The organism is Sphingomonas jeddahensis, from assembly GCF_001981525.1.
In the GTDB taxonomy this organism is placed as follows: domain Bacteria; phylum Pseudomonadota; class Alphaproteobacteria; order Sphingomonadales; family Sphingomonadaceae; genus Sphingomonas; species Sphingomonas jeddahensis.
Window position 1 is genome coordinate 392,372 of the sequence record NZ_MPSB01000001.1, and the last position, 21,309, is coordinate 413,680.

At 64.8% G+C, this 21,309-nt stretch carries 26 protein-coding genes; 13 read left to right on the plus strand and 13 right to left on the minus strand.

All coding sequences use genetic code 11. The annotated features are described in order from the left end of the window. Positions 1-72 precede the first annotated feature (72 nt). The 5 genes from SPHI_RS01825 to mscL all read right to left on the minus strand — a co-directional run bounded on the left by SPHI_RS01825 (position 73) and on the right by mscL (position 4,659). Positions 73-1,218 carry an acyl-CoA dehydrogenase family protein gene (locus SPHI_RS01825; RefSeq protein ID WP_076743160.1) on the minus strand — a complete coding sequence of 382 codons (1,146 nt, stop codon included), beginning with the start codon at positions 1,216-1,218 and terminating at the stop codon, positions 73-75. A 9-nt stretch (positions 1,219-1,227) separates the two neighbouring features. After that, the gene (purU, locus tag SPHI_RS01830; RefSeq protein WP_076743161.1) at positions 1,228-2,070 is read right to left on the minus strand and encodes a formyltetrahydrofolate deformylase; all 843 of its coding nucleotides are present in this window, start codon (positions 2,068-2,070) and stop codon (positions 1,228-1,230) included. Continuing rightward, on the minus strand, positions 2,070-2,564 hold the full coding sequence (locus SPHI_RS14755; protein ID WP_096348705.1) for a hypothetical protein: 495 nt from the start codon (positions 2,562-2,564) through the stop codon (positions 2,070-2,072). The genes purU and SPHI_RS14755 overlap by 1 nt, the downstream gene beginning before the upstream one ends. Before the next feature lie 7 nt (positions 2,565-2,571). Next, positions 2,572-4,119: a CoA-acylating methylmalonate-semialdehyde dehydrogenase gene (locus tag SPHI_RS01840; RefSeq protein ID WP_076743162.1), complete on the minus strand. Its 1,548-nt coding sequence runs from the start codon at positions 4,117-4,119 to the stop codon at positions 2,572-2,574. A gap of 87 nt (positions 4,120-4,206) precedes the next feature. Continuing rightward, positions 4,207-4,659: a large conductance mechanosensitive channel protein MscL gene (gene mscL, locus SPHI_RS01845; RefSeq protein WP_076743163.1), complete on the minus strand. Its 453-nt coding sequence runs from the start codon at positions 4,657-4,659 to the stop codon at positions 4,207-4,209. A gap of 106 nt (positions 4,660-4,765) precedes the next feature. On the opposite strand from mscL, the gene SPHI_RS01850 reads away from it, so the two are divergent. The 7 genes from SPHI_RS01850 to SPHI_RS01880 all read left to right on the plus strand — a co-directional run bounded on the left by SPHI_RS01850 (position 4,766) and on the right by SPHI_RS01880 (position 10,876). Next, entirely contained in the window at positions 4,766-5,344 is a 579-nt protein-coding gene (locus SPHI_RS01850) for a LemA family protein (protein ID WP_076743164.1), read from the plus strand. Between the two features lie 102 nt (positions 5,345-5,446). Continuing rightward, positions 5,447-6,058 (plus strand): TPM domain-containing protein, encoded by a 612-nt coding sequence (locus SPHI_RS01855; RefSeq protein ID WP_332888897.1) that lies wholly within the window; start codon positions 5,447-5,449, stop codon positions 6,056-6,058. Then, a complete protein-coding gene (locus SPHI_RS01860) occupies positions 6,058-6,729 on the plus strand; it encodes a TPM domain-containing protein (RefSeq protein ID WP_076743165.1) in 672 nt (223 codons plus the stop codon). The genes SPHI_RS01855 and SPHI_RS01860 overlap by 1 nt, the downstream gene beginning before the upstream one ends. Then, complete coding sequence (locus tag SPHI_RS01865) at positions 6,726-7,274, plus strand: NUDIX hydrolase (protein ID WP_076743166.1); 549 nt, start codon at positions 6,726-6,728, stop codon at positions 7,272-7,274. Before SPHI_RS01860 ends, SPHI_RS01865 begins: the two co-directional genes overlap by 4 nt. 307 nt (positions 7,275-7,581) lie before the next feature. Beyond that, entirely contained in the window at positions 7,582-8,937 is a 1,356-nt protein-coding gene (locus SPHI_RS01870; protein WP_076743167.1) for a PQQ-dependent sugar dehydrogenase, read from the plus strand. 182 nt (positions 8,938-9,119) lie between these two features. Then, entirely contained in the window at positions 9,120-10,418 is a 1,299-nt protein-coding gene (locus SPHI_RS01875; RefSeq protein WP_076743168.1) for an alkaline phosphatase family protein, read from the plus strand. A gap of 8 nt (positions 10,419-10,426) precedes the next feature. Further along, positions 10,427-10,876 carry a MaoC family dehydratase gene (locus tag SPHI_RS01880; RefSeq protein WP_076743169.1) on the plus strand — a complete coding sequence of 150 codons (450 nt, stop codon included), beginning with the start codon at positions 10,427-10,429 and terminating at the stop codon, positions 10,874-10,876. A gap of 36 nt (positions 10,877-10,912) precedes the next feature. On the opposite strand, the gene SPHI_RS01885 is transcribed toward SPHI_RS01880, so the two are convergent. From SPHI_RS01885 to petA, 5 genes are all read right to left on the minus strand, one after another. Further along, positions 10,913-11,563 carry a periplasmic heavy metal sensor gene (locus SPHI_RS01885; protein ID WP_076743170.1) on the minus strand — a complete coding sequence of 217 codons (651 nt, stop codon included), beginning with the start codon at positions 11,561-11,563 and terminating at the stop codon, positions 10,913-10,915. An 81-nt stretch (positions 11,564-11,644) separates the two neighbouring features. Next, a complete protein-coding gene (locus SPHI_RS01890; protein ID WP_083719605.1) occupies positions 11,645-12,256 on the minus strand; it encodes an adenine phosphoribosyltransferase in 612 nt (203 codons plus the stop codon). Between the two features lie 121 nt (positions 12,257-12,377). Further along, the gene (locus tag SPHI_RS01895) at positions 12,378-13,220 is read right to left on the minus strand and encodes a cytochrome c1 (RefSeq protein WP_076743171.1); all 843 of its coding nucleotides are present in this window, start codon (positions 13,218-13,220) and stop codon (positions 12,378-12,380) included. Positions 13,221-13,244: 24 nt separating this feature from the next. Continuing rightward, positions 13,245-14,531 (minus strand): cytochrome b, encoded by a 1,287-nt coding sequence (locus SPHI_RS01900; protein ID WP_076743172.1) that lies wholly within the window; start codon positions 14,529-14,531, stop codon positions 13,245-13,247. A 13-nt stretch (positions 14,532-14,544) separates the two neighbouring features. Next, positions 14,545-15,129, minus strand: a complete 585-nt coding sequence (gene petA / locus SPHI_RS01905; protein ID WP_076743173.1) for a ubiquinol-cytochrome c reductase iron-sulfur subunit — start codon at positions 15,127-15,129, stop codon at positions 14,545-14,547. A 197-nt stretch (positions 15,130-15,326) separates the two neighbouring features. Here petA and SPHI_RS01910 point away from each other — a divergent pair, with 197 nt between their 5' ends. From SPHI_RS01910 to SPHI_RS01920, 3 genes are all read left to right on the plus strand, one after another. Continuing rightward, the gene (locus SPHI_RS01910; RefSeq protein ID WP_076743174.1) at positions 15,327-15,773 is read left to right on the plus strand and encodes a tRNA (cytidine(34)-2'-O)-methyltransferase; all 447 of its coding nucleotides are present in this window, start codon (positions 15,327-15,329) and stop codon (positions 15,771-15,773) included. A gap of 62 nt (positions 15,774-15,835) precedes the next feature. After that, a complete protein-coding gene (hemF, locus tag SPHI_RS01915) occupies positions 15,836-16,678 on the plus strand; it encodes an oxygen-dependent coproporphyrinogen oxidase (RefSeq protein WP_076743175.1) in 843 nt (280 codons plus the stop codon). Between the two features lie 4 nt (positions 16,679-16,682). Beyond that, on the plus strand, positions 16,683-17,276 hold the full coding sequence (locus tag SPHI_RS01920) for a GNAT family N-acetyltransferase (protein WP_076743176.1): 594 nt from the start codon (positions 16,683-16,685) through the stop codon (positions 17,274-17,276). Here the strand turns inward: SPHI_RS01920 and SPHI_RS01925 are convergent. Together SPHI_RS01925 and SPHI_RS01930 are read right to left on the minus strand one after the other, a co-directional pair. After that, the gene (locus SPHI_RS01925) at positions 17,246-17,992 is read right to left on the minus strand and encodes a hypothetical protein (RefSeq protein WP_076743177.1); all 747 of its coding nucleotides are present in this window, start codon (positions 17,990-17,992) and stop codon (positions 17,246-17,248) included. The two genes, SPHI_RS01920 and SPHI_RS01925, sit on opposite strands and share 31 nt — an antisense overlap. Then, a complete protein-coding gene (locus SPHI_RS01930; RefSeq protein WP_076743178.1) occupies positions 17,989-18,801 on the minus strand; it encodes a hypothetical protein in 813 nt (270 codons plus the stop codon). The genes SPHI_RS01925 and SPHI_RS01930 overlap by 4 nt, the downstream gene beginning before the upstream one ends. A 104-nt stretch (positions 18,802-18,905) precedes the next feature. On the opposite strand from SPHI_RS01930, the gene lipB reads away from it, so the two are divergent. The 3 genes from lipB to SPHI_RS01945 all read left to right on the plus strand — a co-directional run bounded on the left by lipB (position 18,906) and on the right by SPHI_RS01945 (position 20,772). Next, a complete protein-coding gene (lipB, locus tag SPHI_RS01935; RefSeq protein WP_076743179.1) occupies positions 18,906-19,565 on the plus strand; it encodes a lipoyl(octanoyl) transferase LipB in 660 nt (219 codons plus the stop codon). Positions 19,566-19,653: 88 nt separating this feature from the next. Then, entirely contained in the window at positions 19,654-19,905 is a 252-nt protein-coding gene (locus SPHI_RS01940) for a hypothetical protein (protein WP_076743180.1), read from the plus strand. A gap of 168 nt (positions 19,906-20,073) precedes the next feature. Next, positions 20,074-20,772, plus strand: a complete 699-nt coding sequence (locus SPHI_RS01945; protein WP_076743181.1) for a hypothetical protein — start codon at positions 20,074-20,076, stop codon at positions 20,770-20,772. 45 nt (positions 20,773-20,817) lie between these two features. Here the strand turns inward: SPHI_RS01945 and SPHI_RS01950 are convergent, their stop codons facing one another. Next, a complete protein-coding gene (locus SPHI_RS01950) occupies positions 20,818-21,303 on the minus strand; it encodes an asparaginase domain-containing protein (RefSeq protein ID WP_076743182.1) in 486 nt (161 codons plus the stop codon). Positions 21,304-21,309 lie beyond the last annotated feature (6 nt).

Below are 21,309 nucleotides of genomic sequence, written 5' to 3' on the forward strand. Positions count from 1 at the left end.
TGGGAGAGAAGATAAACCGGTTCGTCTCGTTGCCGATATGATCTTCTCTCACGATTGCGGCGTGTAGGACAGTTACTGGCGCGTCAGTTCGCGGCCGACGATCATGCGCATCACCTGGTTGGTGCCTTCCAGGATCGAATGCACGCGCAGGTCGCGCCAGAAGCGTTCGATCGGGTAATCCATCAGATAGCCGTAACCGCCGTGCAGCTGGAGCGCGCGATCGACCACCGACGATCCGGTGTCGGTCGCAAGCCGTTTGGCCATCGCCGCGAAGCGCGTCTTTTCGGGCGCGCCGGCGGTAACCTTGGCCGCTGCGACGTAGAGCAGATAGCGTGCGGCCTGGAGCTCGGTATCCATGTCGGCCAGCGTGAACTGCGTGTTCTGGAAGTCGGCGATGGGCTTGCCGAACTGCTGGCGGTCCTTGGTGTAGGCGATCGCCTCGTCGAGGCAGCGCTGCGCGCCACCGAGCGAGCAGGCGCCGATGTTGAGCCGGCCGCCGTCGAGACCCATCATCGCGAAGCGGAAGCCCTCGCCTTCCTGTCCGACGCGGTTGGCGACGGGCACCTTCACGTTATCGAACAAAACCTGCCGCGTCGGCTGCGCGTGCCAGCCGAGCTTGCGCTCGTTGGCGCCGAACGACACGCCGGGCATGTCCTTGTCGATCACCAGGCAGGAAATGCCCTTGGGGCCTTCCGCGCCGGTGCGGACCATGGTGACGTACACCTCGTTCTCGCCGGCGCCCGAGATGAACTGCTTGGTGCCGTTGACGATGTAATGGTCGCCTTCGAGGCGCGCGGTGGTCTTGAGCGCCGCGGCGTCCGAGCCCGAGCCCGGCTCGGTCAGGCAATAACTCGCCATCTTGTCCATGGTGACGAGGTCGGGGAGGTAGCGGCCCTTGAGATCGGCCGAGCCGAAGGTGTCGATCATCCACGACGCCATGTTGTGGATCGAGATGAACGCGCTGGTGGCGGGGCAGCCGTACGCCATTGCCTCCATGATCAGCGCGGCTTCGAGCCGGCCGAGATTGATGCCCCCGCTCTCCTCGGAGACATAGATCGCCGCGAAGCCGAGTTCGGCCGCCGCCTTGATCGTGTCGCGCGGGAAGATGTGCTTTTCGTCCCACTCCGCCGCGAACGGCGTGATGCGGTCGGCGGTGAAGCGGCGCGCGAGCTCCTGGATCTCACGCTGGTCGTCAGTAAGGTCGAATTGATCGGTCATGGCTCGGCTCTAACGGAAGACAACGGTGCGCGCACCATTGGCGAGCACGCGGCGCTCGGCGATCCAACGCACCGCGCGCGCCAGCACCTGCGCCTCGATGTCGCGCCCGATGGCGATGAACTCGTCGGCGGTCGCGCGGTGGTCGACGCGCTCGGCGGCCTGTTCGATGATCGGCCCTTCGTCGAGCGCGGTGGTGACGAAGTGCGCGGTGGCACCGATCAGCTTCACCCCGCGCGCATGCGCCTGGTGATAGGGCTTGGCACCCTTGAAGCTCGGCAGGAAGCTGTGGTGGATGTTGACGCACCGGCCCTCCACTGCCGCGACCAGATCGGGCGAGAGCACCTGCATGTAGCGGGCGAGGACCAGCAGCTCCGCACCGCTCGCGTCGAACAGCTGCAGCATCGCCCGCTCCTGCTCGGCGCGATTGGCGGCGGACACGGGCAGATGGTGGAAGGGCACGCCGTGCCACTCAGCCAGCCCACGCAAGGTCTCGTGGTTGGATACGACCGCCACCGGATCGATCGGCAGCGCGCCAATCGACCAGCGGTGCAGCAGGTCGTTGAGGCAATGCGAGGTGGTGGAACAGGCGATCACCACCTTGGGCCGATGATCCGCCGGCACCAGCGTCCAGTCGAACCCGAACCGCGCCGCCACTTCGGCGAGCGCTTCGTGCATGTCGCCGCCGGTGAACACCAGCCGCATGAAAAAGCGGCCCGTCTCCAAATCGGCATATTGCTGGCTGTCGAGGATGAACCCGTCCGCCTGCGCCACGCAGCCGGTGACCGCCGCGACGATGCCGCTGCGATCCTGGCAGGAGAAGGTCAGGATCCAGCTATGCTCCGCCACGGCCATCAGGCGCCACAGCGCGTGTAGCGGAGCGTCTGACCATCGGCGACGCGGGTCAGCGCCGCGCCGTCATTCTCCAGAATCAACGGCGTCTCCTGCGTCCATTCCTGCCCCTCGCCGGTAAAAGCGAGCGTCGCGCGCAGCTCGGTGGGCGAGATGCCCTCCAGCTTGGCGATGGTGGCGCGCGATTCGTAAAAAGTCAGTCGGTCGGGCTCGACCGTCATCAGCCCCTTGTTGTTGCCCGCCGTGGAGGTGCAATCCCCCGGCACCAGCCCCCAGCGACCAAGGAACGCGGCGGGGATGCGCCCGTCCAGCACGATCGCGCCCGCGCCCGCGCCGCCGGAGCCGGAATCGGCCGACTGCACGACATCGGCGGCGTTGCTTTCGTTGAACAAGGCGCCATTGCCGTAATCGATCTCATTCTCCTTTTCAGGAATGGGGATCGTACAGCCGCCAAGCAGCGCCAGCGCCGCCGCGGTTACGATGACGTGTCTCACCATTACGCCCTCACCCCATCGTCGGGATGACGAAGGCGTCCTGGATGCGCGACGGGCCGCCATCCTCGCTGCCGCGCGGCAGATCGCCACCTGACATGCCGCTGCCGTCGGGCCAGCGCTGGGTGATCGTCTTCACCTTGGTCCAGAATTTCACGCCTTCCATGCCGTGCTGGTTGGTGTCGCCGAAGGCGGAGCGCTTCCAGCCGCCGAAGGTATGATAGGCCACCGGCACCGGGATCGGCACATTGATGCCGACCATCCCGACATTGACCCGCGCGGCGAACTCGCGCGCGGCATGGCCGTTACGGGTGAAGATCGCGACGCCATTGCCATATTGATGCTCGCTGGGCAGCCGCACCGCATCCTCAAAGCTTTGGGCGCGAACGATCTGGAGGACGGGGCCGAAAACCTCCTCCTGATAGCTCTTCATCTGCGGCGTTACGCGATCGAACAGCGACGGGCCGACGAAGAACCCTTCCTCATGCCCCTGCAGCGTGAAGCCGCGGCCATCGACCACCAGCTCGGCGCCCTCGTCGACGCCGGTCTGGATCCACTGTTCCACGCGGGCTTTGTGCGCGGCGTTGATGACGGGGCCGTAATGCGCCTCCGCATCGGTCGATACGCCGACGCGCAACGCCTCGATCGCCGGGAGCAGCTTCTCGCGCAAGGCGTCGGCGGTCTTGTCGCCGACCGGCACCACGACGGGCAGCGCCATGCAGCGTTCGCCCGCAGAGCCGAAGGCGGCGCCCGACAGATCGGCCACCACTTGGTCGAGATCGGCGTCGGGCATGACGATGCCGTGGTTCTTCGCGCCGCCCATCGCCTGCACGCGCTTGCCCGCCGCCACGCCGCGGCGGTAAACGTAATGCGCAATGTCGGACGAACCGACGAAGCTCACCGCGCCGATCGCCGGATGATCAAGGATCGCGTCGACCATCTCCTTGTCGCCATTGACGACCTGGAAGATGCCTTCCGGCATGCCAGCCTCGCGCATCAGCTCGGCGAGGCGCACGGGCACGCTGGGATCGCGCTCGGAGGGCTTGAGGATGAAGGCGTTCCCGCACGCCGTCGCCACCGCGCCCATCCACAAGGGGATCATGGCGGGGAAGTTGAACGGCGTGATGCCCGCGCCGATGCCGATCGGCTGGCGCATTGAGTAAACGTCGATGCCGGGACCGGCGCCTTGAGTGTATTCGCCCTTTAGCACATGCGGGATGCCGCAGGCGAACTCGACCACCTCAAGCCCGCGCTGTATATCGCCCTTGGCGTCGGCGATCACCTTGCCATGCTCGGACGATAGCAGGCGCGCCAGCTCGTCCATGTGCGCTTCGACCAACGCCTTGAACGCGAACATGACGCGGGCGCGGCGCTGGGGATTGGTCGCCGCCCAGCCGGGCTGCGCCGCCTCGGCCGCCGCCACCGCGTGATCGAGATCGGCCTGCGTGCCGAGTGTCACCTGCGCCTGCACGCGCCCGGTGTTAGGATCGAAGACATCGGACGTACGCCCGCCCGCGCCGCCGCCCTGAAGGCCGACGATATGATGGTCGATGACGCGCATGATGCCTCTCCGTTGTTCAGGAAAGGCCTTTAGACCGTGGAGCTTGGCGCCCACAACCCATGGGCGCCCCCGCTGCACCTCGGCGGTTCAGACCTTTGGCCGCGCTTTCAGCTCGTCACGAATCTCGCGCAGCAGCGCGACATCCGCCGGTTCAGCCTTGGGCTCATCTGCGGTTTTCGCCTTCTCTTTCTCGAACAACGTCACCATGCGATTGACCGTGCGCACCAGCATGAAGATGATGAACGCCACGATGATGAAATTCACCGCCTGGGTGATGAACGCGCCATAGCCGAACAGCGGCACGCCGGCTTTCTTGAGCGCAACATAGTCGGTCGATCCAGCGAGGTTGGCCGGCACGTCGCCCAGCACAACGAAGTAGCTTGAGAAATCCAGCCCGCCGAAGATCATGCCGATCACCGGCATCAGCACGTCCTCGGTCAGCGAGGTGACGATCTTGCCGAATGCGGCACCGATGATCACCGCAACCGCCAGATCGAGCACGTTGCCGCGTGCGATAAACGCCCTGAATTCCTTGAGCATGTTTCCCCCGAGAAGCAGTTGCGATCGCCGTTAATCGCGGATTACCCCTTCGCCAAGCGGCTCCGCTGTCCTATATGGCTGATACAGCAATTGGAGACCCACGCCCATGACGTTCCGTCCCCTTCTTCTTGTCGCGCTTTCTGCCAGCCTTGCCGGCTGCGGCATCAACAGCGTGCCCACGGCGGAGGAGAATGCGAAAGCGCGCTGGGCCGACGTGCAGAACCAGTATCAGCGCCGCGCCGATCTGATCCCCAATCTCGTGTCGACGGTGAAGGCCGCCGGGGCGCAGGAAAAGGAAGTCCTCACCGAAGTGACGCAGGCGCGCGCCTCGGCGACTCAGGTGCAGGTGTCGGGCGACGATCTCGCCGATCCGGCCAAGATGGCGGCCTATCAGCGCGCGCAGGCTGGGGTAACGCTGTCGCTGCAGCGCTTGCAGGAGGCCTATCCGGAGCTGAAGAGTCAGGCAAACTACACGACGTTGATGAGCCAGCTTGAAGGCACGGAGAACCGCATCACCATCGCGCGCAACGACTACAACACCGCGGTGCAGCAGTATAACACCCGCATCCGCACCTTCCCCGACGCGGTCGGCGCGAAGATCTTCTACGGCGCGAAGCCAATGGTGCCGTTCCAGGCGACGACGCCGGGTGCCGAGACCGCCCCGAAGGTGGATTTCGGCGCCTGATCCTTGGAGGGGCTCATCGTCTCTCAGCCGGACGGGCTGATCGCCCCTCCCGTCCGAGCTGAGCCTGTCGACGCCCTGCCCTTGTTGTCTCGGGAGTAGATAGTGCAGCGCTTCGACAAGCTCCGCGCGAACGGTTGGCGGGCCCTTTTCGTGATCGTCATGATGGCGGTGCTGGCGGTCGCCACCCCCACCTCGGCGCAGACCTTTCCCAAATTCACCGGCTTTGTCGTGGACGCCGCCAACGTGCTGCCACCGCAGGTCGAGGCAGAGCTTACGCAGAAGCTCGAGGCGCTTCAGCGCGACACCAAGCGCCAGCTCGTTGTGGCAACGGTCCCGAGCCTCGAAAACTATCCCATCGAGGAATATGGCTACAAGCTCGGTCGCGCCTGGCAGGTCGGCCTGAAGGATGTGAACAACGGCGCGATTCTGCTGGTCGCGCCGAACGAGCGCAAGGTGCGGATCGAGGTCGGCTACGGCCTCGAACCCTTCATCACCGACGCTTTTTCCAGCGTGATCATCAACCAGCAGATTTTGCCCCGCTTCAAGGCTGGCGATCTGCCCGGGGGCGTCGCTGCGGGCACCGATGCGCTGATCGGGCAGCTGCGCGCATCACCGGAAGAGGCGCAGGCGCGGCTCGACGCGGCGGTCAAGCAATTCGATGCGACTCACAAGGCGCAACGCTCGGGCGGCGGCGGCGCCTCGGGGAGTTGGTGATGCGCCTCAGCCGGGATGATCATGCACGGGTCACCGAAGCGGTGGCGCGCGCCGAACGGGAGACGGACGGCGAGATCGTCACAATCGTCGCCCGTACCTCCGATCCCTATCACGATGTCGGGCTTCACTATGCGCTACTCGCCGCCTTGCTGGTGCTGGCGCTGCTCGCGGCCTTTCCAGGCTGGGTCGATGCGCTGCATGCACTGGTGCGCGACCCCTGGACCGATCACGTCACGACCAGCGCGGCGCTGACGATCGCGACCTTCCTTGCCGCCCTGACGTTTCTGATCGCGCGGTACATCTTCGCCATCAGGCCGCTGCGCATGGCGCTGACGCCAGGGTCGACCAAGACCCGCCGGGTACATGCGCGCGCGTTGGCGCTGTTCCGCGCCTCCGCCGAGCACCGCACGGTCGCGGCCACGGGCGTCCTCCTCTATCTCAGCCTTGACGAACACCGCGCCGAGATCATCGCTGATGCCGGCATCCATGATCGCGTCGCATCCGACGTGTGGGGCCACGCGATGGCCGTGCTGATCGAGGCGGTGAAGGACGGCCGCGTTGCCGACGGCATGGCCGCGGCGGTGGAAGAAATCGGTGTCGTGCTGGCGGAACATTTCCCGCGCACCGGCAGCAATCCCAACGAACTGCCGGATCGCCTGATCGAACTATGACCGATACCTCAGCCACTGCCGACACCGACACCGACACGCCCGAGACGATGTGGGAAGGCCGCTTCATCAAGATGGTGAAGCAGGGCAAGTGGGAATATGCCTCGCGCTGCCGCGGCATCGGAGCGGCAGTGATCGTCGCGATCACCGATGCCGATGAGGTGATCCTGGTCGAGCAATATCGCGTTCCCATCGGCCGCACCTGCCTGGAGCTTCCCGCCGGACTGATCGGCGACGTGGACGAAGGCGAACCACTGATCGAAGCGGCCGCGCGCGAGCTGGAGGAAGAGACCGGCTACCGTCCCGGTTCGATCGAGCCGCTTGGCGTGTTCCATTCGTCGCCGGGCATGGTCAGCGAAGGCTTCACCCTGGTCCGCGCCCGCGATCTGGTGAAGGTGGGTGATGGTGGCGGCGACGAGCATGAGGATATCACCGTGCACCTCGTCCCTCGCCGGGAAGTGGCGGCGTTCGTCGCGCGCAAGCGGAACGAAGGGCTGGCGATGGATGTGAAGCTGCTGCTGGTGCTGGCGGATACGCTACTCGGCTGAGCACTTCTGCCCTTTTGATGAATGACGGCGCCCGTGGCAGAAAACTCTATCTTGCCCAGATCACTCCGTCATCCCGGCCTTGAGCCGGGATCCATGGTGCCACTGACGTCGAGGTTGAAAGAACGAGCGACAGCACCTGCGGACGCTTGGATCCCGGCACAAGGCCGGGATGACGGCGGGTAAGAGGCGCCGTACGATAATCGGTCACATTCTGCAGTTGCTCAGGCAGTCAAATAGAACAGCCAAGCAGCCGGTCGTTCTCCAACCACCCTTCCCCCACCCCTCCCCACGGTCTATCTCTAGCACCATGCGCAAACACATCCTGATCGTGCTCGGCCTGCTTGTCCTCGCCGGCGTCGGTATCTTCGTGTGGCTCGGCTGGCCCGACAAGGCCCAGCTCGACGTAGCGGCCGTCACCGGTCAGCGCCCGACGATCAGCGAGCCACGCAGCCAGATCATTCCCACGGTAAAGGTCGCCGAAGCGGTCGGATGGCCGGCCGGTGCCAAGCCCACCCCCGCGGCCGGGTTGACCGTCGAGCGCTTTGCAGACGGGCTCGATCACCCACGCTGGCTGTATCGCCTGCCCAACGGCGACGTGCTGGTGGCGGAAAGCAACTCGCCGCCGCGTGGGCACAGCTTTGTCGATCGAGTGATGCGCTACCTCATGGGCCGCGCCGGGGCCGGCGTACCATCGGCCAACCGCATCACCTTGCTGCGTGATGCCAACGGGGACGGCAAGGTCGATCTCAAGTCCGTATTCATGAGCGGCCTCAACTCGCCGCATGGCATGGCGCTGTTCGAGGGCCAACTCTACATCGCCAATACCGACGCGCTGGTCCGTGTGCCCTATACCGAAGGCGCAACCAAGATCAGCGCCAAGCCCGAGCTCGTCATCAAGCTGCCCGGCGGCGAGAACCATTGGGCCCGCAATGTCATCCCCGCGGAGGATGGCCGCACGCTCTATGTCTCGGTCGGTTCAGCGTCGAACATCGGCGAAAAGGGCCTCGATCTCGAGCACCGGCGCGCGACGATCCTCCAGGTCTGGCCAAAGGAGAAGAGGTCGCGGATCTACGCCGCCGGCCTGCGCAACGCCAACGGCATGGCGATCAACCCACAGTCGAACCAGCTATGGACGGTGGTCAACGAACGCGACATGCTCGGCTCGGATATCGTGCCGGATTATTTGACCGCGGTTGAGCTTGGCGATCACTTCGGCTGGCCCTGGTATTATTGGGGCGGCTATCCCGACAAACGGGTCGAACCCGCCAATCCGCAGCTCCAGCAATATTCGAAACGCCCTGATTATGCGCTAGGGCCGCACGTCGCGGCGCTCGGCCTCACCTTCGCCGGCGACGTGAAGCTGGGGCAGCGTTTTGCGACCGGTGCCTTCATCGGCGAGCATGGCTCCTGGAACCGGGTCCCGCCATCGGGCTACAAGGTGGTCTTCGTGCCATTCGGCCCACGGGGCTGGCCGGTGGCAGGCGCCAAGCCCGTCGATGTGCTGACCGGCTTCCTCAACGCTGATGGCGAAGCACAGGGTCGCCCTGTCGGCGTTATCGGGGACCGCACTGGCGCGCTGCTGGTGGCGGACGATGTCGGCAACGTGATCTGGCGCGTGACCGCCGCTGGGCAGGGCGGCGCGCGGCAAACCGCCGCTCGCTGAGCTCCCTGCTCCGGGCGAACTCGAGGCATTTGCCGCGAAGCTCTCCTAGAAGTTGAAGTACGGCCCCATCACCCACGTCATGCCGGGCTGGTCCCGGCATGACATAGGGGCGAGCGGTAACTGCCGGGCATTGTAACATTACCGCGCAAGACAGGACGCGCAGCGCCCGCTACCGGAGCGCCATGTTCCGCCGACTCATCCCCTCGCTCGCCGCGCTGACCGCCCTCGCCGGATGCGCTTACCCCTGGACGCCGCCAGCGCTCCCCGCCGCGACTGCGCCGGCGCCGCTTGCCTCAACGCCATCGGAGGCACGCGAACCGGTCACCATTCTCGTCTCGATTGACGGCTTCCGCCCCGACTATCTCAACCGCGGGATCACGCCCAACCTTTCGCGGCTTGCCGCAGGTGGCGCCACTGGCCAGATGCGGCCGTCCTTCCCGTCCAAAACCTTCCCGAACCACTGGACGCTCGTCACCGGCGTGCGTCCCGATCGCCACGGCATCACCGCCAACATGATCGAGGATCCGAGCCGTCCTGGCGAAGTCTTCACCATGGCCACCGACGATCCCTTCTGGTGGAATGCTGCCCCGCCGATCTGGGTCGCGGCGGAAAAGGCCGGCATCCGCACCGCTTCCATGTTCTGGCCCGGTTCCGTCGTCGCCTGGGGCGGCGCTCGCGCCGCGCAATGGCCGCACGAGATCACCGGCGGCATGCGCCCGAGCGACTGGCAGGCCTTCAGCCAGCAGTTGCCCGGCGACAATCGCGTGCGTCAGGTGATCGACTGGCTTCGTCGCCCCGCCGCCACTCGCCCGCGCCTCATCACCACTTACTTCGACGTGGTCGATACTGCTGGCCACGGCGGCGGCCCGAACTCGGAACGCGTGAACGCCGCGGTCGCCGAAGTGGATCGCCAGATCGGGGACATGGTTTCCGAACTCGCAGCCTTGGGCCAGCCCGCCAACCTCATCGTCGTGTCCGACCATGGCATGGCCGCAACTTCCAGTGAACGCGTGGTCGCGCTTGACCGGATCGTTCCCGCCACGGACGCGCGTATCGTGGAGGGAGGCCCCTACGCCACCTTCGCGCCGCTGCCAGGGCGCGAGGCGGCAACCGCGGCCGCCCTGCTGAAATCGCATCCGCACATGCAGTGCTGGCGCAAAGCTGAAATTCCGGCGCGCTTCCATTATGGCCGCAATCCGCGCATTCCGGCGTTCCTGTGCCTCGCGCAGGATGGATGGGAATTGATGAAGACCGCGCCGAGCGCACCCTTCTCGCGCGGCAATCATGGCTTCGATCCGACGTCGGAGAGCATGAGATCGCTGTTCATCGCTAACGGCCCCGCCTTTATCGCCGGAAGCACAGTGAAGGCCTTCGACAATGTCGCAATAACGCCGCTGCTGCGGACGTTGCTCGGCCTGCCGGCTGACCCTAGGCTGGACGGGACGGATGCGGTGTTCCGCCCCGTCCTGCGACGCGAATAGGAGAGGCCATGCAATATTTCGAGGACATCGCCATCGGCGCCAAGGCGAGCTTCGGCAGCTATCGGGTGACCCGCGAGGAGGTGATCGACTTCGCCTCGCGCTACGACCCGCAGCCGTTCCACCTGTCAGACGAAGCCGCCGCGCAGACGCATTTCGGGCGGCTCTCGGCGAGCGGCTGGCACACCTGCGCAATGGTGATGTCGATGATCGTCGCCAATTTGAAGAACAACAAGCAGGCCGGCCTCGGCTCGCCCGGCGTGGACGAGCTGCGCTGGCTGAAACCGGTCTATCCCGGCGATACGCTGCGCTGCGAAACCGAAGTGATCGAAAAACGCCAGTCGCAGTCACGACCCGAAATGGGCATCTTCAAAAGCCGCATGACCGTCTTCAATCAGGATGGCGTCGCCGTGATGTCGATGGTGTCAAACGGCCTGATCGCGACTCGTCCCAAGCAATAACAGACCGGCGGCGACAGCGCGCCGCCGGCTGACCGCTCACCGCGGCCCGTTGTTCCGGCGCGCCTCGCCACCACGCCCGCCGCCTCTGTTGAAGCCGGGGCCACGCTGATAACCGGGGTTACGATTGACGCCGGGGTTCCGGTTGAAGCGGGGCGTGCGCACGCCATCGGCGCGATTCTCTTGCCTCAACTCACGATAATCGCGGCGAACGTCACGGCGGAACTCGCGTTGCGCATCCCGGCGCCCCGCGCGAAACTGATCGCGATTGATCGTCCCGTCGCGGTAAGCACGACGATTGTCCCTCAGGTCACCACGAAGATCGCGGCGCTCGGCGCGGTAATCGCGGCGGAAATCGTTCCAATTGGCGCGCGCCCCCGGCTGGTTCCAGCCCGGTCGCGATTGCCAGTAGCGACGCTGCCCATCGTCCCAGCGATGTGGCCGCCGATAGCGGTCGTATACGTAGACGCCGGTGCCGGGGTAATAAAAGTTGTCATACCACCCGAACGCCCCCCCAGCGCCGGCCCAGCCGCCGCCGGCATAATAGGGATCGCCGTAGTAGGGATCCGCGTAATAGCCGGAACTATAGCCCAGGCCGACCCCGCTATAACCATAGCCATCGGTGCACGCCGCGGTCCCGAAGCCGATCGCGCCCAACAACGCAACTAGGCCAAAACGCTTCCATTTCATGATCTCACTCCCACTACGCTGGAGAACCGGCCGGTACGCGCCGCACTTCATCGGAGAACGAGGGCTATCGACCGAGGTTCCTTAATGGCCTGGGAACGAAACCAGCGCGTGCACCACCACGCCATCGTCGCGCAGCAGCGCGGCCCCCCCAAGATCGGGAAGGTCGACCAGGAACTGCGCTTGGGCGACGCTCGCACCCGCTTTGCGCAGCAGCCGGACCGCCGCCCGCGCCGTGCCGCCGGTCGCGATCAGGTCGTCGATCAACAACACGCGTGCGCCCGGCGCGCAGGCGTCCGCATGCATCGCGATGCGATCCTGCCCATATTCAAGCGCATAATCCTCCGCGATGGTCGCGCCGGGCAACTTTCCATCCTTGCGGATCAGCAACACGCCAGCCTTCAGGGGAACGGCGAGCGCCGCAGCAAACAGAAAGCCGCGAGCCTCGATACCCGCAACCAGGTCGATCGGTCCTTCGGTCGCAGCCACCATCCGCTCCACGCACCGCGCGAGGCCGACTGGGTCGAGCAGCAGGGTGGTGATGTCCCGAAACTGGATACCTGGTTTGGGGAAGTCCGGAATCGTCCGAATCAGTGCCTTGAGGTCACCATTGTCGTCAACGCGAGCAGCGGAGCGACTGTCACTCCCCACCGGCTGGCGGGAGACGTCGAGGGAAGAACTGTCGGAGATGCTCATGCGCGTGACATGCCCTCCCCCAGCCCCTCCCGCAAGCGTGAGGGGAACAGGTCCCGTCAACGAAAAAGGGTCTCTCTCGCGCTGCGAGAGAAACCCTTTTGTTACCGCCGGAATGCTCGGCTCAGTGCTTAACGCCGCGCCAGACGTTCTTATACGCGCCCCAAGTCAGGAAGACGAAGATCAGCAGGAAGATGACGGTCGCGAAGCCGGCAGCATGGCGCCGTTCGAGGTTCGGCTCTGCCGTCCAGGCCAGGAAGGCCGCTACGTCCTTCGCCATCTGGTCACGCGTTGGCTGCGTTCCGTCCTCATAGGTCACCTGACCGTCCGACGTAATCGGCGGCGGCATGGCGATGTTGAGGTTTGCGAAATACGGGTTGTAGTGCAGCCCCTGCGGCGTCTTGGCGTCCGGGAACTTGCGCAGCAGCTCGGCCGGCTGGTTCTGATAGCCGGTCAGCAGCGACGCGACATAGTTTGCGCCATCATGCCGCGCCTTGGCCATCAGCGACAGATCGGGCGGCAGCGCATTGTTGTTTGCAGCGCGCGCTGCGACTTCGTTCGCGTACGGGCTCGGGAAGCGGTCCGATGGAATGTTCTTGCGCGTCGCGGCTTCACCCGTGTCCGGGTTCACGCTCGGCTGCTCGATCGGCCAGGCCTGCGCCAGCGCCTTTACCTGGCCTTCGCTGTAGCCGATCTGCTCGAGATCGCGGAACGAGACATACTTCAGGCTATGGCAGGCGGCGCAAACCTCCTGATAAACCTTGAGGCCGCGCTGAAGCTGCTGCTTGTCGAAGGTGCCGAACAGGCCGGCCGACGAAAGGCCGGCGTCCTTGGGATGATGATGGAACTCATGTTCCGCCGTTTCCGGCGCCGGATCGGTGATCGCGGTCGAGATCGTGCCGAACAGCGCGATGCCGAGCACGAACACGAAACCCGCGCCGATCAGGAGTGCGATGGTACGAACCATTGTCTTTTTATTCCCCGTATCGGCTCAGTGCGCCAGCGCGGTTTCGGCAGGCGACGTTCCGCCATGCTTGGCGAGCACCGCTTCGGTGATCGAGTTGGGCAGCGGGCGCGGACGCTCCGAGCGCGACACGATCGGCAGGATGATCAGGAAATGCGCGAAGTAATAAGCCGTCGCGATCTGACCGATGATGACGTTGCGCGCCGTTGCCTCCGCGCCGCCGATATAGCCCAGCACCAGGACGTCGAGCGCGAGCACGATCAGGAACCAGCGGTACGTCGGCCGATAATTGGACGAACGCACCGGCGAACTGTCGAGCCATGGCAGGAAGAACAGCAGCAGGATCGAGCCGAACATTGCCAGCACGCCCCACAGCTTGCCCGTCAGGATGAAGTCCGCGGTGAAGCTCTTGAGGATCGCGTAGAACGGCAGGAAGTACCATTCGGGAACGATGTGCGCTGGGGTCGAGAGCGGGTTCGCCTCGATGTAATTGTCCGGGTGGCCGAGCAGGTTCGGCGAGAAGAAGATCAGCGCCGCGAAGATCAGGAAGAATACCGCCACACCGACGCCGTCCTTGGCCGTGTAATACGGATGGAACGGCACCGTGTCCTGCTCGCCCTTCACGTCCACGCCGGTCGGGTTGCTCGACCCCGGAATGTGCAGCGCCCAGATGTGCAGGATGATGACGCCCGCGATCACGAACGGCAGCAGATAGTGGAGCGAGAAGAAGCGGTTGAGCGCGGCATTGTCCGGCGCATAGCCGCCGAGCAGCAGCACGCGGATCGGCTCGCCGACCAGCGGGATCGCCGAGAAGAAGCCGGTGATGACCTGCGCGCCCCAGAAGCTCATCTGGCCCCACGGCAGCACGTAACCCATGAAGGCGGTCGCCATCATGAGCAGGAAGATCACCACGCCCAGCAGCCACACCATCTCGCGTGGCGCCTTGTACGAGCCGTAATAAAGGCCACGCGCAATGTGGATATAGACCACCGCGAGGAACATCGACGCACCGTTGGCGTGCGCATAGCGCAGGAACCAGCCGCCGTTGACGTCGCGCATGATGCTTTCAACCGACTGGAAAGCGACCAGCGAGTTCGCGCCATAGTGCATCGCCAGAACGATGCCGGTAACGATCTGCACCACCAAGGCCAGACCGGCGAGCACGCCGAAGTTCCAGAAGTAATTGAGGTTGCGCGGCACGGGATAGCCGGCGCCGATCGCGTTATAGACGAGGCGCGGCAGCGGCAGCTTCTCGTCCATCCACCGCATCAGCGGCTGCTTTGGCTCATAATGATTGGCCCAGGGAAAGCTCATCTTGCGTGCTACCTCAACCGACCGTCACGACGGTGTCGGACGTGAATGCATATTCGGGAACGACCAGGTTGGTCGGCGCCGGCCCCTGCCGGATGCGGCCCGCAGTGTCATAGGCCGAACCGTGGCACGGGCAGAAATAGCCGCCGAACGGCCCCTTGTTCTCGCCCTCGCCAGCGCCGAGCGGCACGCAGCCCAGGTGCGTGCAGACGCCCAGCGTGATCAGCCAGTTCTTCTTGCCCGCCTTTGTGCGCTCTTCGAGCGACTGGGGATCGCGCAAGTCGCTGATCGCGACCGCATCGGCCTCCGCAATTTCCTTCGGCGTCAGGTTGCGCACGAACAAAGGCTGCTTGCGGAACGTCGACTTGATCGATTGGCCCGGCTCGATCTTGCTGATGTCGATCTCCGTCGTCGACAGCGCGAGCACGTCGGCCGACGGGTTCATCTGGTTGATCAGCGGCAGGACGATGACGCCCGCGCCGACACCGGCCCAGGCGACCGCGGCAATGTTGATGAAATCGCGGCGACGGGGATCGTGCCCGTCCCCATCATGATGGGCGGGATGATCGCCCGGAGTAATCGTGCTGTCGACCGTCGCCATTCACCAACCCTTGTCCAACCGACCCGGTGCAGGGCGCGTGTGGAAAGAGCCCCCCCGACGCCCGCCTGAAAACCCCCATCGATCCGCGGGGTGCCGGGTTGATAGCTGCGTGCCTACGCCCTGCCAACAGTCATTTTTGCGTTCGTTCATCCACGCTTCATCGTGGCAGCCCCCCGCTCCGGCGCTAAGGCTCGGCGATGCGCATCGCCCTGTACGAACCCGATATCGCCGGCAATGTCGGCACCATTCTGCGTACCGCGTCATGCTTCGGCATCGCGGTTGACCTGATCGAACCCATGGGTTTTCCGTGGGGCGACCGCGCCTTGCGCCGCGCAGGCATGGATTATGCCGGCGCAGCCGAGGTCTTGCGTCACGCTGATTGGCAAAGCTTTGATGCGCAAAGAACGGGCCGGCTTGTTCTCGCCACAACGCGGGGCGCGACCGATCTCTGGGATGCGCGCTTCCGCATCGACGACGTGTTGCTGTTCGGCAGCGAAAGCGCCGGGGTTCCCGACTGCGTCCACGCACGCGCCGATCTGGCGGTGCGAATCCCCCTGCAATCCGGCTTCAGATCATTGAATGTTGCGGTTAGTGCCGGGATCGTCCTGGCAGAGGCGCTGCGGCAAACACGCCAGTCGGCGTAACACCTGCGCTGGGACATTCTGTCACCTCGACATCGCCAACCTGCCGCCGGTAGGGTTCATGCATGATCACCCTCGACACCGAACAATCCGCCGCCCGCACCTGGTTCGAACAGCTACGCGACCTGATCTGCGCCGAGTTCGAGGCGATCGAGCGCGAGGCGGGATCGGATGCCGCCTTCGCCTACACTGCGTGGGATCGCGCCGATCCTTCCGGCGCACCCGGGGGCGGCGGCGTTCGCGGCGTGATGAAGGGTCGCGTGTTCGAGAAAGTCGGCGTCAACGTGTCCACAGTCGGCGGCACGTTCGAGGGAGAATTCGGCAAGACCATTCACGGCGCGGCAGAAGACCCGAGCTTCTTCGCCACCGGCATCAGCCTGGTTGCGCATATGGCAAACCCGCACGTGCCCGCCGTGCACATGAACACCCGCTTCCTGGTCACCACCAAGCGCTGGTTCGGCGGCGGGGCCGATCTCAACCCGCCGCTCCCGATCGAAGAAGACACCGCCGATTTCCACGCCACGTTGAAAGCGGCATGCGACTCCCACGATCCCGCGCATTATCCGCGCTTCAAGCAATGGGCCGACGATTACTTCTACATCCCGCATCGCAAGGTGCATCGCGGCGTTGGTGGTATTTTCTACGATCACCTCGAAGGTGATTTCGCCGCCAACTTCGCCTTTACCCAGGATGTCGGCCGTGCCTTTCTGGACGCCTTCCCGCGGATCGTCCGCCGGCGCATGAACCTGCCCTTCACCGAAACAGACATGGCGCAGCGTAATGAATGGCGCGGTCGCTACGCTGAGTTCAACCTCGTTCATGATCGGGGTACGTTGTTTGGTCTCAAGACCGGCGGCAATATCGATGCGATCCTGATGAGCCTGCCGCCGGTCGCCACCTGGGGATGATACGATGGGGCTGACTGCTGTTCCCGACGATCAACTGGCGACGATCGTTACCACGCTGGAGATGCAGAAGCGCCCGCCGCTCCGCCCGACGCCCTCTTCGCCGCTGCGGCTTACGCGCTGGGCAAAGCCGAGCGCGGAAGCCTACCGCACCTTGTTTCGCCGCATCGGTGGGCCGTGGCTGTGGTTCTCGCGATTGGCCATGGAGGAGGCGGCGCTGCTGGCGATCATTCACGATCCCGCGATCGAGGTTTATGCCGTGCTCGATCCCGTCGGCATCGAGGTTGGCATGCTTGAGCTCGATTTCCGCCACACCGACGCATGCGAATTGTCCTATTTTGGCCTTGTCCCCGAGCTCGCCGGGCGCGGACACGGCCGCTGGCTGATGGCAGAGGCATTGGGTCGCGCGTGGCGTCCCGGTGTTTCCCGCGTCTGGGTGCATACCTGCACGCTCGACCACCCCTCGGCGCTAAACTTCTACCGCGCGCAAGGCTTCACCGCGGTGAAACGGACGATCGAGACCTTTGCCGATCCGCGCGTCGCCGGGCTCCTTCCCGACGACATCGCGCCTCACGTGCCGCTTCTGGCGAAACGGCGGTAAACGACGATTCCGACCAGCAGGAGCGCGACATTGTAGATCGCGCCAGCCGCGGTCAGCAGCATCGTGACAAGCGCGATCAGGAAAGGATTGTCGTGCGCTGGCTGCCGCAGCCAGCCGTCGGCGGAGAATAAGGGGCTGACAAAGAACCATTGCGCCAGGAACAGCGCCACGACCGCCCCCAGGATGCCCCAGCTCGCCGGCGCCGTCATCCGCCAGCTGCGCGCCAGCGCACGCCCCGCGCTTTGCTGCGGCTCGGAGGCGACCACCGGCAGCGCAGCGATGAAGCGCGCCTGCAGATAAAGCCCCGGTAGCACGAACATCCAAAGCCCCAGCCCGACCGGAATGGCGACCAGCAGGTTGAGCAGCACGAACCGTCCCAGCCGGCGCAGCGCGATGTGCAGGCTCTCGCCCACGGTTAGCCGCCCGCCGGACAGCAGCAGCAGCGCGATCCCGGCAAGCCCGACCATGCCGATGAGGTCCGCCAGCAAATACCACAGGGCATTCCCCTGCCCCCACACGGACACGGCGTTCATCCACGCCTCCATCGACGCTTCGTTGCCGGGTTCGGCCGGCAATGGCGGCATGGGATCGGCCAGCAACTGAACGGCGAGCGCCGGCAGAAACACCAACGGCCCCGCAATGCGCAGGATCAGGTCCGCCTCGCGCCGGAAGATGCCCCAGGCATCCGCCAGCAGGCGCGCGAAGTTCGGCGTCATGCGGGGTCGCGCACCTCCCGGGCGGCAAGATAGAATTGCCCGGAGAAGACCGACTGGAGCACACTGAACACCGCCGTGACCGCGGCAGTGACCAGGCCGACCGCAAAGGTGACCACAGCCGCCCCGTCCGCACCCGCAGCGAGTCGAACGGCGAGGCCAACGATGGAGGTCGCCGCCATCAGCACTACCACGAACACGATCGAATAAAGGATCAACACGCCGATCAACTTGAACGTCGACCCACGCGTCAGTGCGAACGAACGGCGGATTGCGCCGAGTCCCCGTCGTTCGTTCACCACCACGCCGACCAGCGGCACCAGCTTCGCACCGATCCACAAGACGGCAAAGGTGAGCAGCACCAGATAGAGCATTCCGAAGCCGAACCGGGCAAGGTTCAACCCGTCCTGCGTCAACCCGGCCTGCGCGCGCTGGATGTCGAAGCCGGCCATGCCGATCAGGATCACGCCCGGCAGCATCGCAACGAACGCCGCCACAATCAGCACGATGATGATGCCCAGCATCGGCCCGATCCGCGCGCCGGCGATGGCGAAGGCCCGGCCCTGATCGACCGACGGGTCGGTCGCTACTGCGGTTAGCGCCAGCGCACCGGCCGTCCCCGCCAGCGCCACGAGGATTGCGACAAGGGCGCCCACCGGCTTCATGCCCGGCGAGGTTTCTGAAACCATGTCCACCGCAGCTTGCACGAGCGTCGGCACGAACAAGGTGAGCAATGCGATCATCGCCAGGATGCCGAAGCGACCCGCAATCACTGCGGTCGCCCGGTCCCAGATTGTTCCCATGCTGATCATCGCCCGCCCTTGCTATTCCGGGCACCCCGATGCCCCACGGCGTCTGCTACTCCAAACGCCCGCTCCTTGCCAATCACCTCCCCCGATCGCATCTGCCGCTCGCAATGGATGACACGATCGAATGGCGCACGACGCCAGGCCTGACAGACTATGCCGCCGCACTGGCGGAAATGGAGGCACGCGCCGCCGCCGTTGCCGCCGGGGAGGCGCGCGAACTCGTCTGGCTGCTCGAACACCCGCCGGTCTATACCGCTGGCACCAGCGCGGACCCCGTCGAGCTGGTCGATCCGCGCTTTCCGGTGGTCAATGCCGGGCGTGGCGGTCGGTACACCTATCATGGACCCGGACAGCGCATCGGCTATCTCGTCCTCGACCTGGCGAGACGCGGCCGGGACGTGCGTTGTTTCGTACACGGCGTGGAGGGCTGGGTGATCGCCGTATTGGGCGAAATGGGCATCGAGGCGTTCCGTGCGCCCGGACGGATCGGCATCTGGACCCATGACGCGCAAGGACGCGAGGCGAAGATCGGCGCAATCGGGGTGCGCGTGCGCCGCTGGATCACGATGCACGGCTTTTCGGTGAACCTTTCGCCGGACTTGTCGCACTTCGGCGGGATTGTGCCTTGCGGCATTGCCGATTACCCCGTCACCAGCGCAGCCGAACTCGGCGGCGTTCATGCGCTTGCAACTTTTGACGACGCGCTGGCGTTGTCGGCGGGCGCTTTCCTCGAAAGCCTTAATTGTGGGCGTGAAAACGAGGCTTGAGGGGTCGGCGTTCTGTGACTAATATCCACTCTGATTTGGGTATTAAGGATCCGTCCGCCGTCCAAATCCACTATCTAGGGAGCTATCCATGCGTGCATTCTCGAAGATCCTGACCGGCTCGGCCATTGCTGCCGCTGCGCTCGCCGTGTCGGCTTGCGGTTCGCAGACCGAAAACACCGTCGACAACACCACCATCACCGACATGAACGCGACCGAGGGTCTCGACACGATGACCGACAACATGACCGCCGTTGACGGCGCCATGAATGGCGGCATGATGGCGAACGACACCATGATGTCGAACGACATGATGATGATGAACGGCACGAACGCGATGTAATCATCGCGTCCTTGACGTGATTTCGAGGGCCGCCCAGGCAACTGGGCGGCCCTTCTGATTCCAGGCCCCGGGCGTCGGGATGTTTGTTGAGCCCAAACAAACAGTGTTGGAGGATGGAACAAAAAGGCTTATGAATCCCGCGCCTTGCGTGTTGGGGGAGTGACGGGAATGATGGGGTTGCGGGTCATTGGGGCGGGTGCTGCAGCCGCAGTGCTTATGGCGGCGGCGCCGGCATCGGCGCAATTCTTCATGAAGTCCAAGGACCTGTCGGGTCAGGCGGTACGCGGGGACGAGCCCGGCATTGCTCAGCCTCTGCCCGGCGCCACCGACAAGGAGATCAAGGCCGGCCTGACCTGGACGCTGCGTGCCGCGTTGAACGTCGCCGCGCTGCAATGCCAGTTCGAACCGACGCTGCTGACGGTGGATAACTACAATGCGGTGCTGACCGACCATCAGGCGGAGTTGAAAGACTCTTATGATGCCCTCACTGCCTATTTCAAGCGCATGAACAAGACGCCGAAGGGCGGCCAGGCGGCACTCGATCAGTTCGGCACGCGCACCTATTCGAGTTTCAATGCAGTGTCGTCGCAGTATAACTTCTGCCAGACCGCCGGCTCGATCGGCCGCGCGGCAATTTACGCGCCGCGCGGCAGCTTCGGCGCCATCGCGCAGGAACGCATGCGTGAGCTGCGCAACAGCCTGTCACCCTGGGGTGAGCAGCTATTCCCGCGCTGGTTCCATGTGGAATCGCGCGTGCCGCGGCTGGAGAAGGCTTGCTGGTCCAAGAAGGGTGAATGGCAGACCAAAAAGTGTGGCGTGCTCGATTTCCCGCCGCCAGTCGCGACGGTGAACCTCGCCCAGCGTTGATCCGCTTCTCCGCTCCGGCGCTCATGCCGGAGCGGAGCCTAGCCGTTACACTGCCACGAAGGCGTTGACGGTGCGATCCTTGCGCACCTTGGTGCCGTCGAATACCCGGCCGTTCATCGCGATCCACACGCCCGGCACCGCAACCTGCGCCACCGCGAACGCCATGCCCAGGTTGAACGTAGCGTCACTTTCCGCGAAGCGCGCCGGCGCCAATGCCCCAACCAACACGATCGTCTTGCCCGACACTTCGGCCAGCGCCCGTGCGGTCTCCGTCATCGTGTCGGTGCCATGGGTGATGACGATGCGCCGCTCTGGCGCCGCTGCCGCTGCCGCGACGATCGCCGCGCGATCGGCATCGGTCAGCTCCAGGCTGTCCTTTCGCATCAGCTCGCTGATCCGGTAGGGCAGCTTGACTCGTGCGGTCTGCAACAGCCGATCCACGACACTATCGCCGATCTGATACGTGCTGAGCGCGTCGAAGTAGAGCTTGTCGATCGTCCCACCGGTGGTGAGGATCAGCACGTCATCCATGGCACC

Excerpts from the sequence above, each read along its gene's own strand:
- SPHI_RS01825 (WP_076743160.1), bottom strand. The coding sequence starts at position 1,218 with ATGACCGATCAATTCGACCTTACTGACGACCAGCGTGAGATCCAGGAG.
- purU (WP_076743161.1), bottom strand. The coding sequence starts at position 2,070 with ATGGCCGTGGCGGAGCATAGCTGGATCCTGACCTTCTCCTGCCAGGAT.
- SPHI_RS14755 (WP_096348705.1), bottom strand. The coding sequence starts at position 2,564 with ATGGTGAGACACGTCATCGTAACCGCGGCGGCGCTGGCGCTGCTTGGC.
- SPHI_RS01840 (WP_076743162.1), bottom strand. The coding sequence starts at position 4,119 with ATGCGCGTCATCGACCATCATATCGTCGGCCTTCAGGGCGGCGGCGCG.
- mscL (WP_076743163.1), bottom strand. The coding sequence starts at position 4,659 with ATGCTCAAGGAATTCAGGGCGTTTATCGCACGCGGCAACGTGCTCGAT.
- SPHI_RS01850 (WP_076743164.1), top strand. The coding sequence starts at position 4,766 with ATGACGTTCCGTCCCCTTCTTCTTGTCGCGCTTTCTGCCAGCCTTGCC.
- SPHI_RS01860 (WP_076743165.1), top strand. The coding sequence starts at position 6,058 with ATGCGCCTCAGCCGGGATGATCATGCACGGGTCACCGAAGCGGTGGCG.
- SPHI_RS01865 (WP_076743166.1), top strand. The coding sequence starts at position 6,726 with ATGACCGATACCTCAGCCACTGCCGACACCGACACCGACACGCCCGAG.
- SPHI_RS01870 (WP_076743167.1), top strand. The coding sequence starts at position 7,582 with ATGCGCAAACACATCCTGATCGTGCTCGGCCTGCTTGTCCTCGCCGGC.
- SPHI_RS01875 (WP_076743168.1), top strand. The coding sequence starts at position 9,120 with ATGTTCCGCCGACTCATCCCCTCGCTCGCCGCGCTGACCGCCCTCGCC.
- SPHI_RS01880 (WP_076743169.1), top strand. The coding sequence starts at position 10,427 with ATGCAATATTTCGAGGACATCGCCATCGGCGCCAAGGCGAGCTTCGGC.
- SPHI_RS01885 (WP_076743170.1), bottom strand. The coding sequence starts at position 11,563 with ATGAAATGGAAGCGTTTTGGCCTAGTTGCGTTGTTGGGCGCGATCGGC.
- SPHI_RS01890 (WP_083719605.1), bottom strand. The coding sequence starts at position 12,256 with ATGAGCATCTCCGACAGTTCTTCCCTCGACGTCTCCCGCCAGCCGGTG.
- SPHI_RS01895 (WP_076743171.1), bottom strand. The coding sequence starts at position 13,220 with ATGGTTCGTACCATCGCACTCCTGATCGGCGCGGGTTTCGTGTTCGTG.
- SPHI_RS01900 (WP_076743172.1), bottom strand. The coding sequence starts at position 14,531 with ATGAGCTTTCCCTGGGCCAATCATTATGAGCCAAAGCAGCCGCTGATG.
- petA (WP_076743173.1), bottom strand. The coding sequence starts at position 15,129 with ATGGCGACGGTCGACAGCACGATTACTCCGGGCGATCATCCCGCCCAT.
- SPHI_RS01910 (WP_076743174.1), top strand. The coding sequence starts at position 15,327 with ATGCGCATCGCCCTGTACGAACCCGATATCGCCGGCAATGTCGGCACC.
- hemF (WP_076743175.1), top strand. The coding sequence starts at position 15,836 with ATGATCACCCTCGACACCGAACAATCCGCCGCCCGCACCTGGTTCGAA.
- SPHI_RS01920 (WP_076743176.1), top strand. The coding sequence starts at position 16,683 with ATGGGGCTGACTGCTGTTCCCGACGATCAACTGGCGACGATCGTTACC.
- SPHI_RS01925 (WP_076743177.1), bottom strand. The coding sequence starts at position 17,992 with ATGACGCCGAACTTCGCGCGCCTGCTGGCGGATGCCTGGGGCATCTTC.
- SPHI_RS01930 (WP_076743178.1), bottom strand. The coding sequence starts at position 18,801 with ATGATCAGCATGGGAACAATCTGGGACCGGGCGACCGCAGTGATTGCG.
- lipB (WP_076743179.1), top strand. The coding sequence starts at position 18,906 with ATGGATGACACGATCGAATGGCGCACGACGCCAGGCCTGACAGACTAT.
- SPHI_RS01940 (WP_076743180.1), top strand. The coding sequence starts at position 19,654 with ATGCGTGCATTCTCGAAGATCCTGACCGGCTCGGCCATTGCTGCCGCT.
- SPHI_RS01945 (WP_076743181.1), top strand. The coding sequence starts at position 20,074 with ATGATGGGGTTGCGGGTCATTGGGGCGGGTGCTGCAGCCGCAGTGCTT.
- SPHI_RS01950 (WP_076743182.1), bottom strand. The coding sequence starts at position 21,303 with ATGGATGACGTGCTGATCCTCACCACCGGTGGGACGATCGACAAGCTC.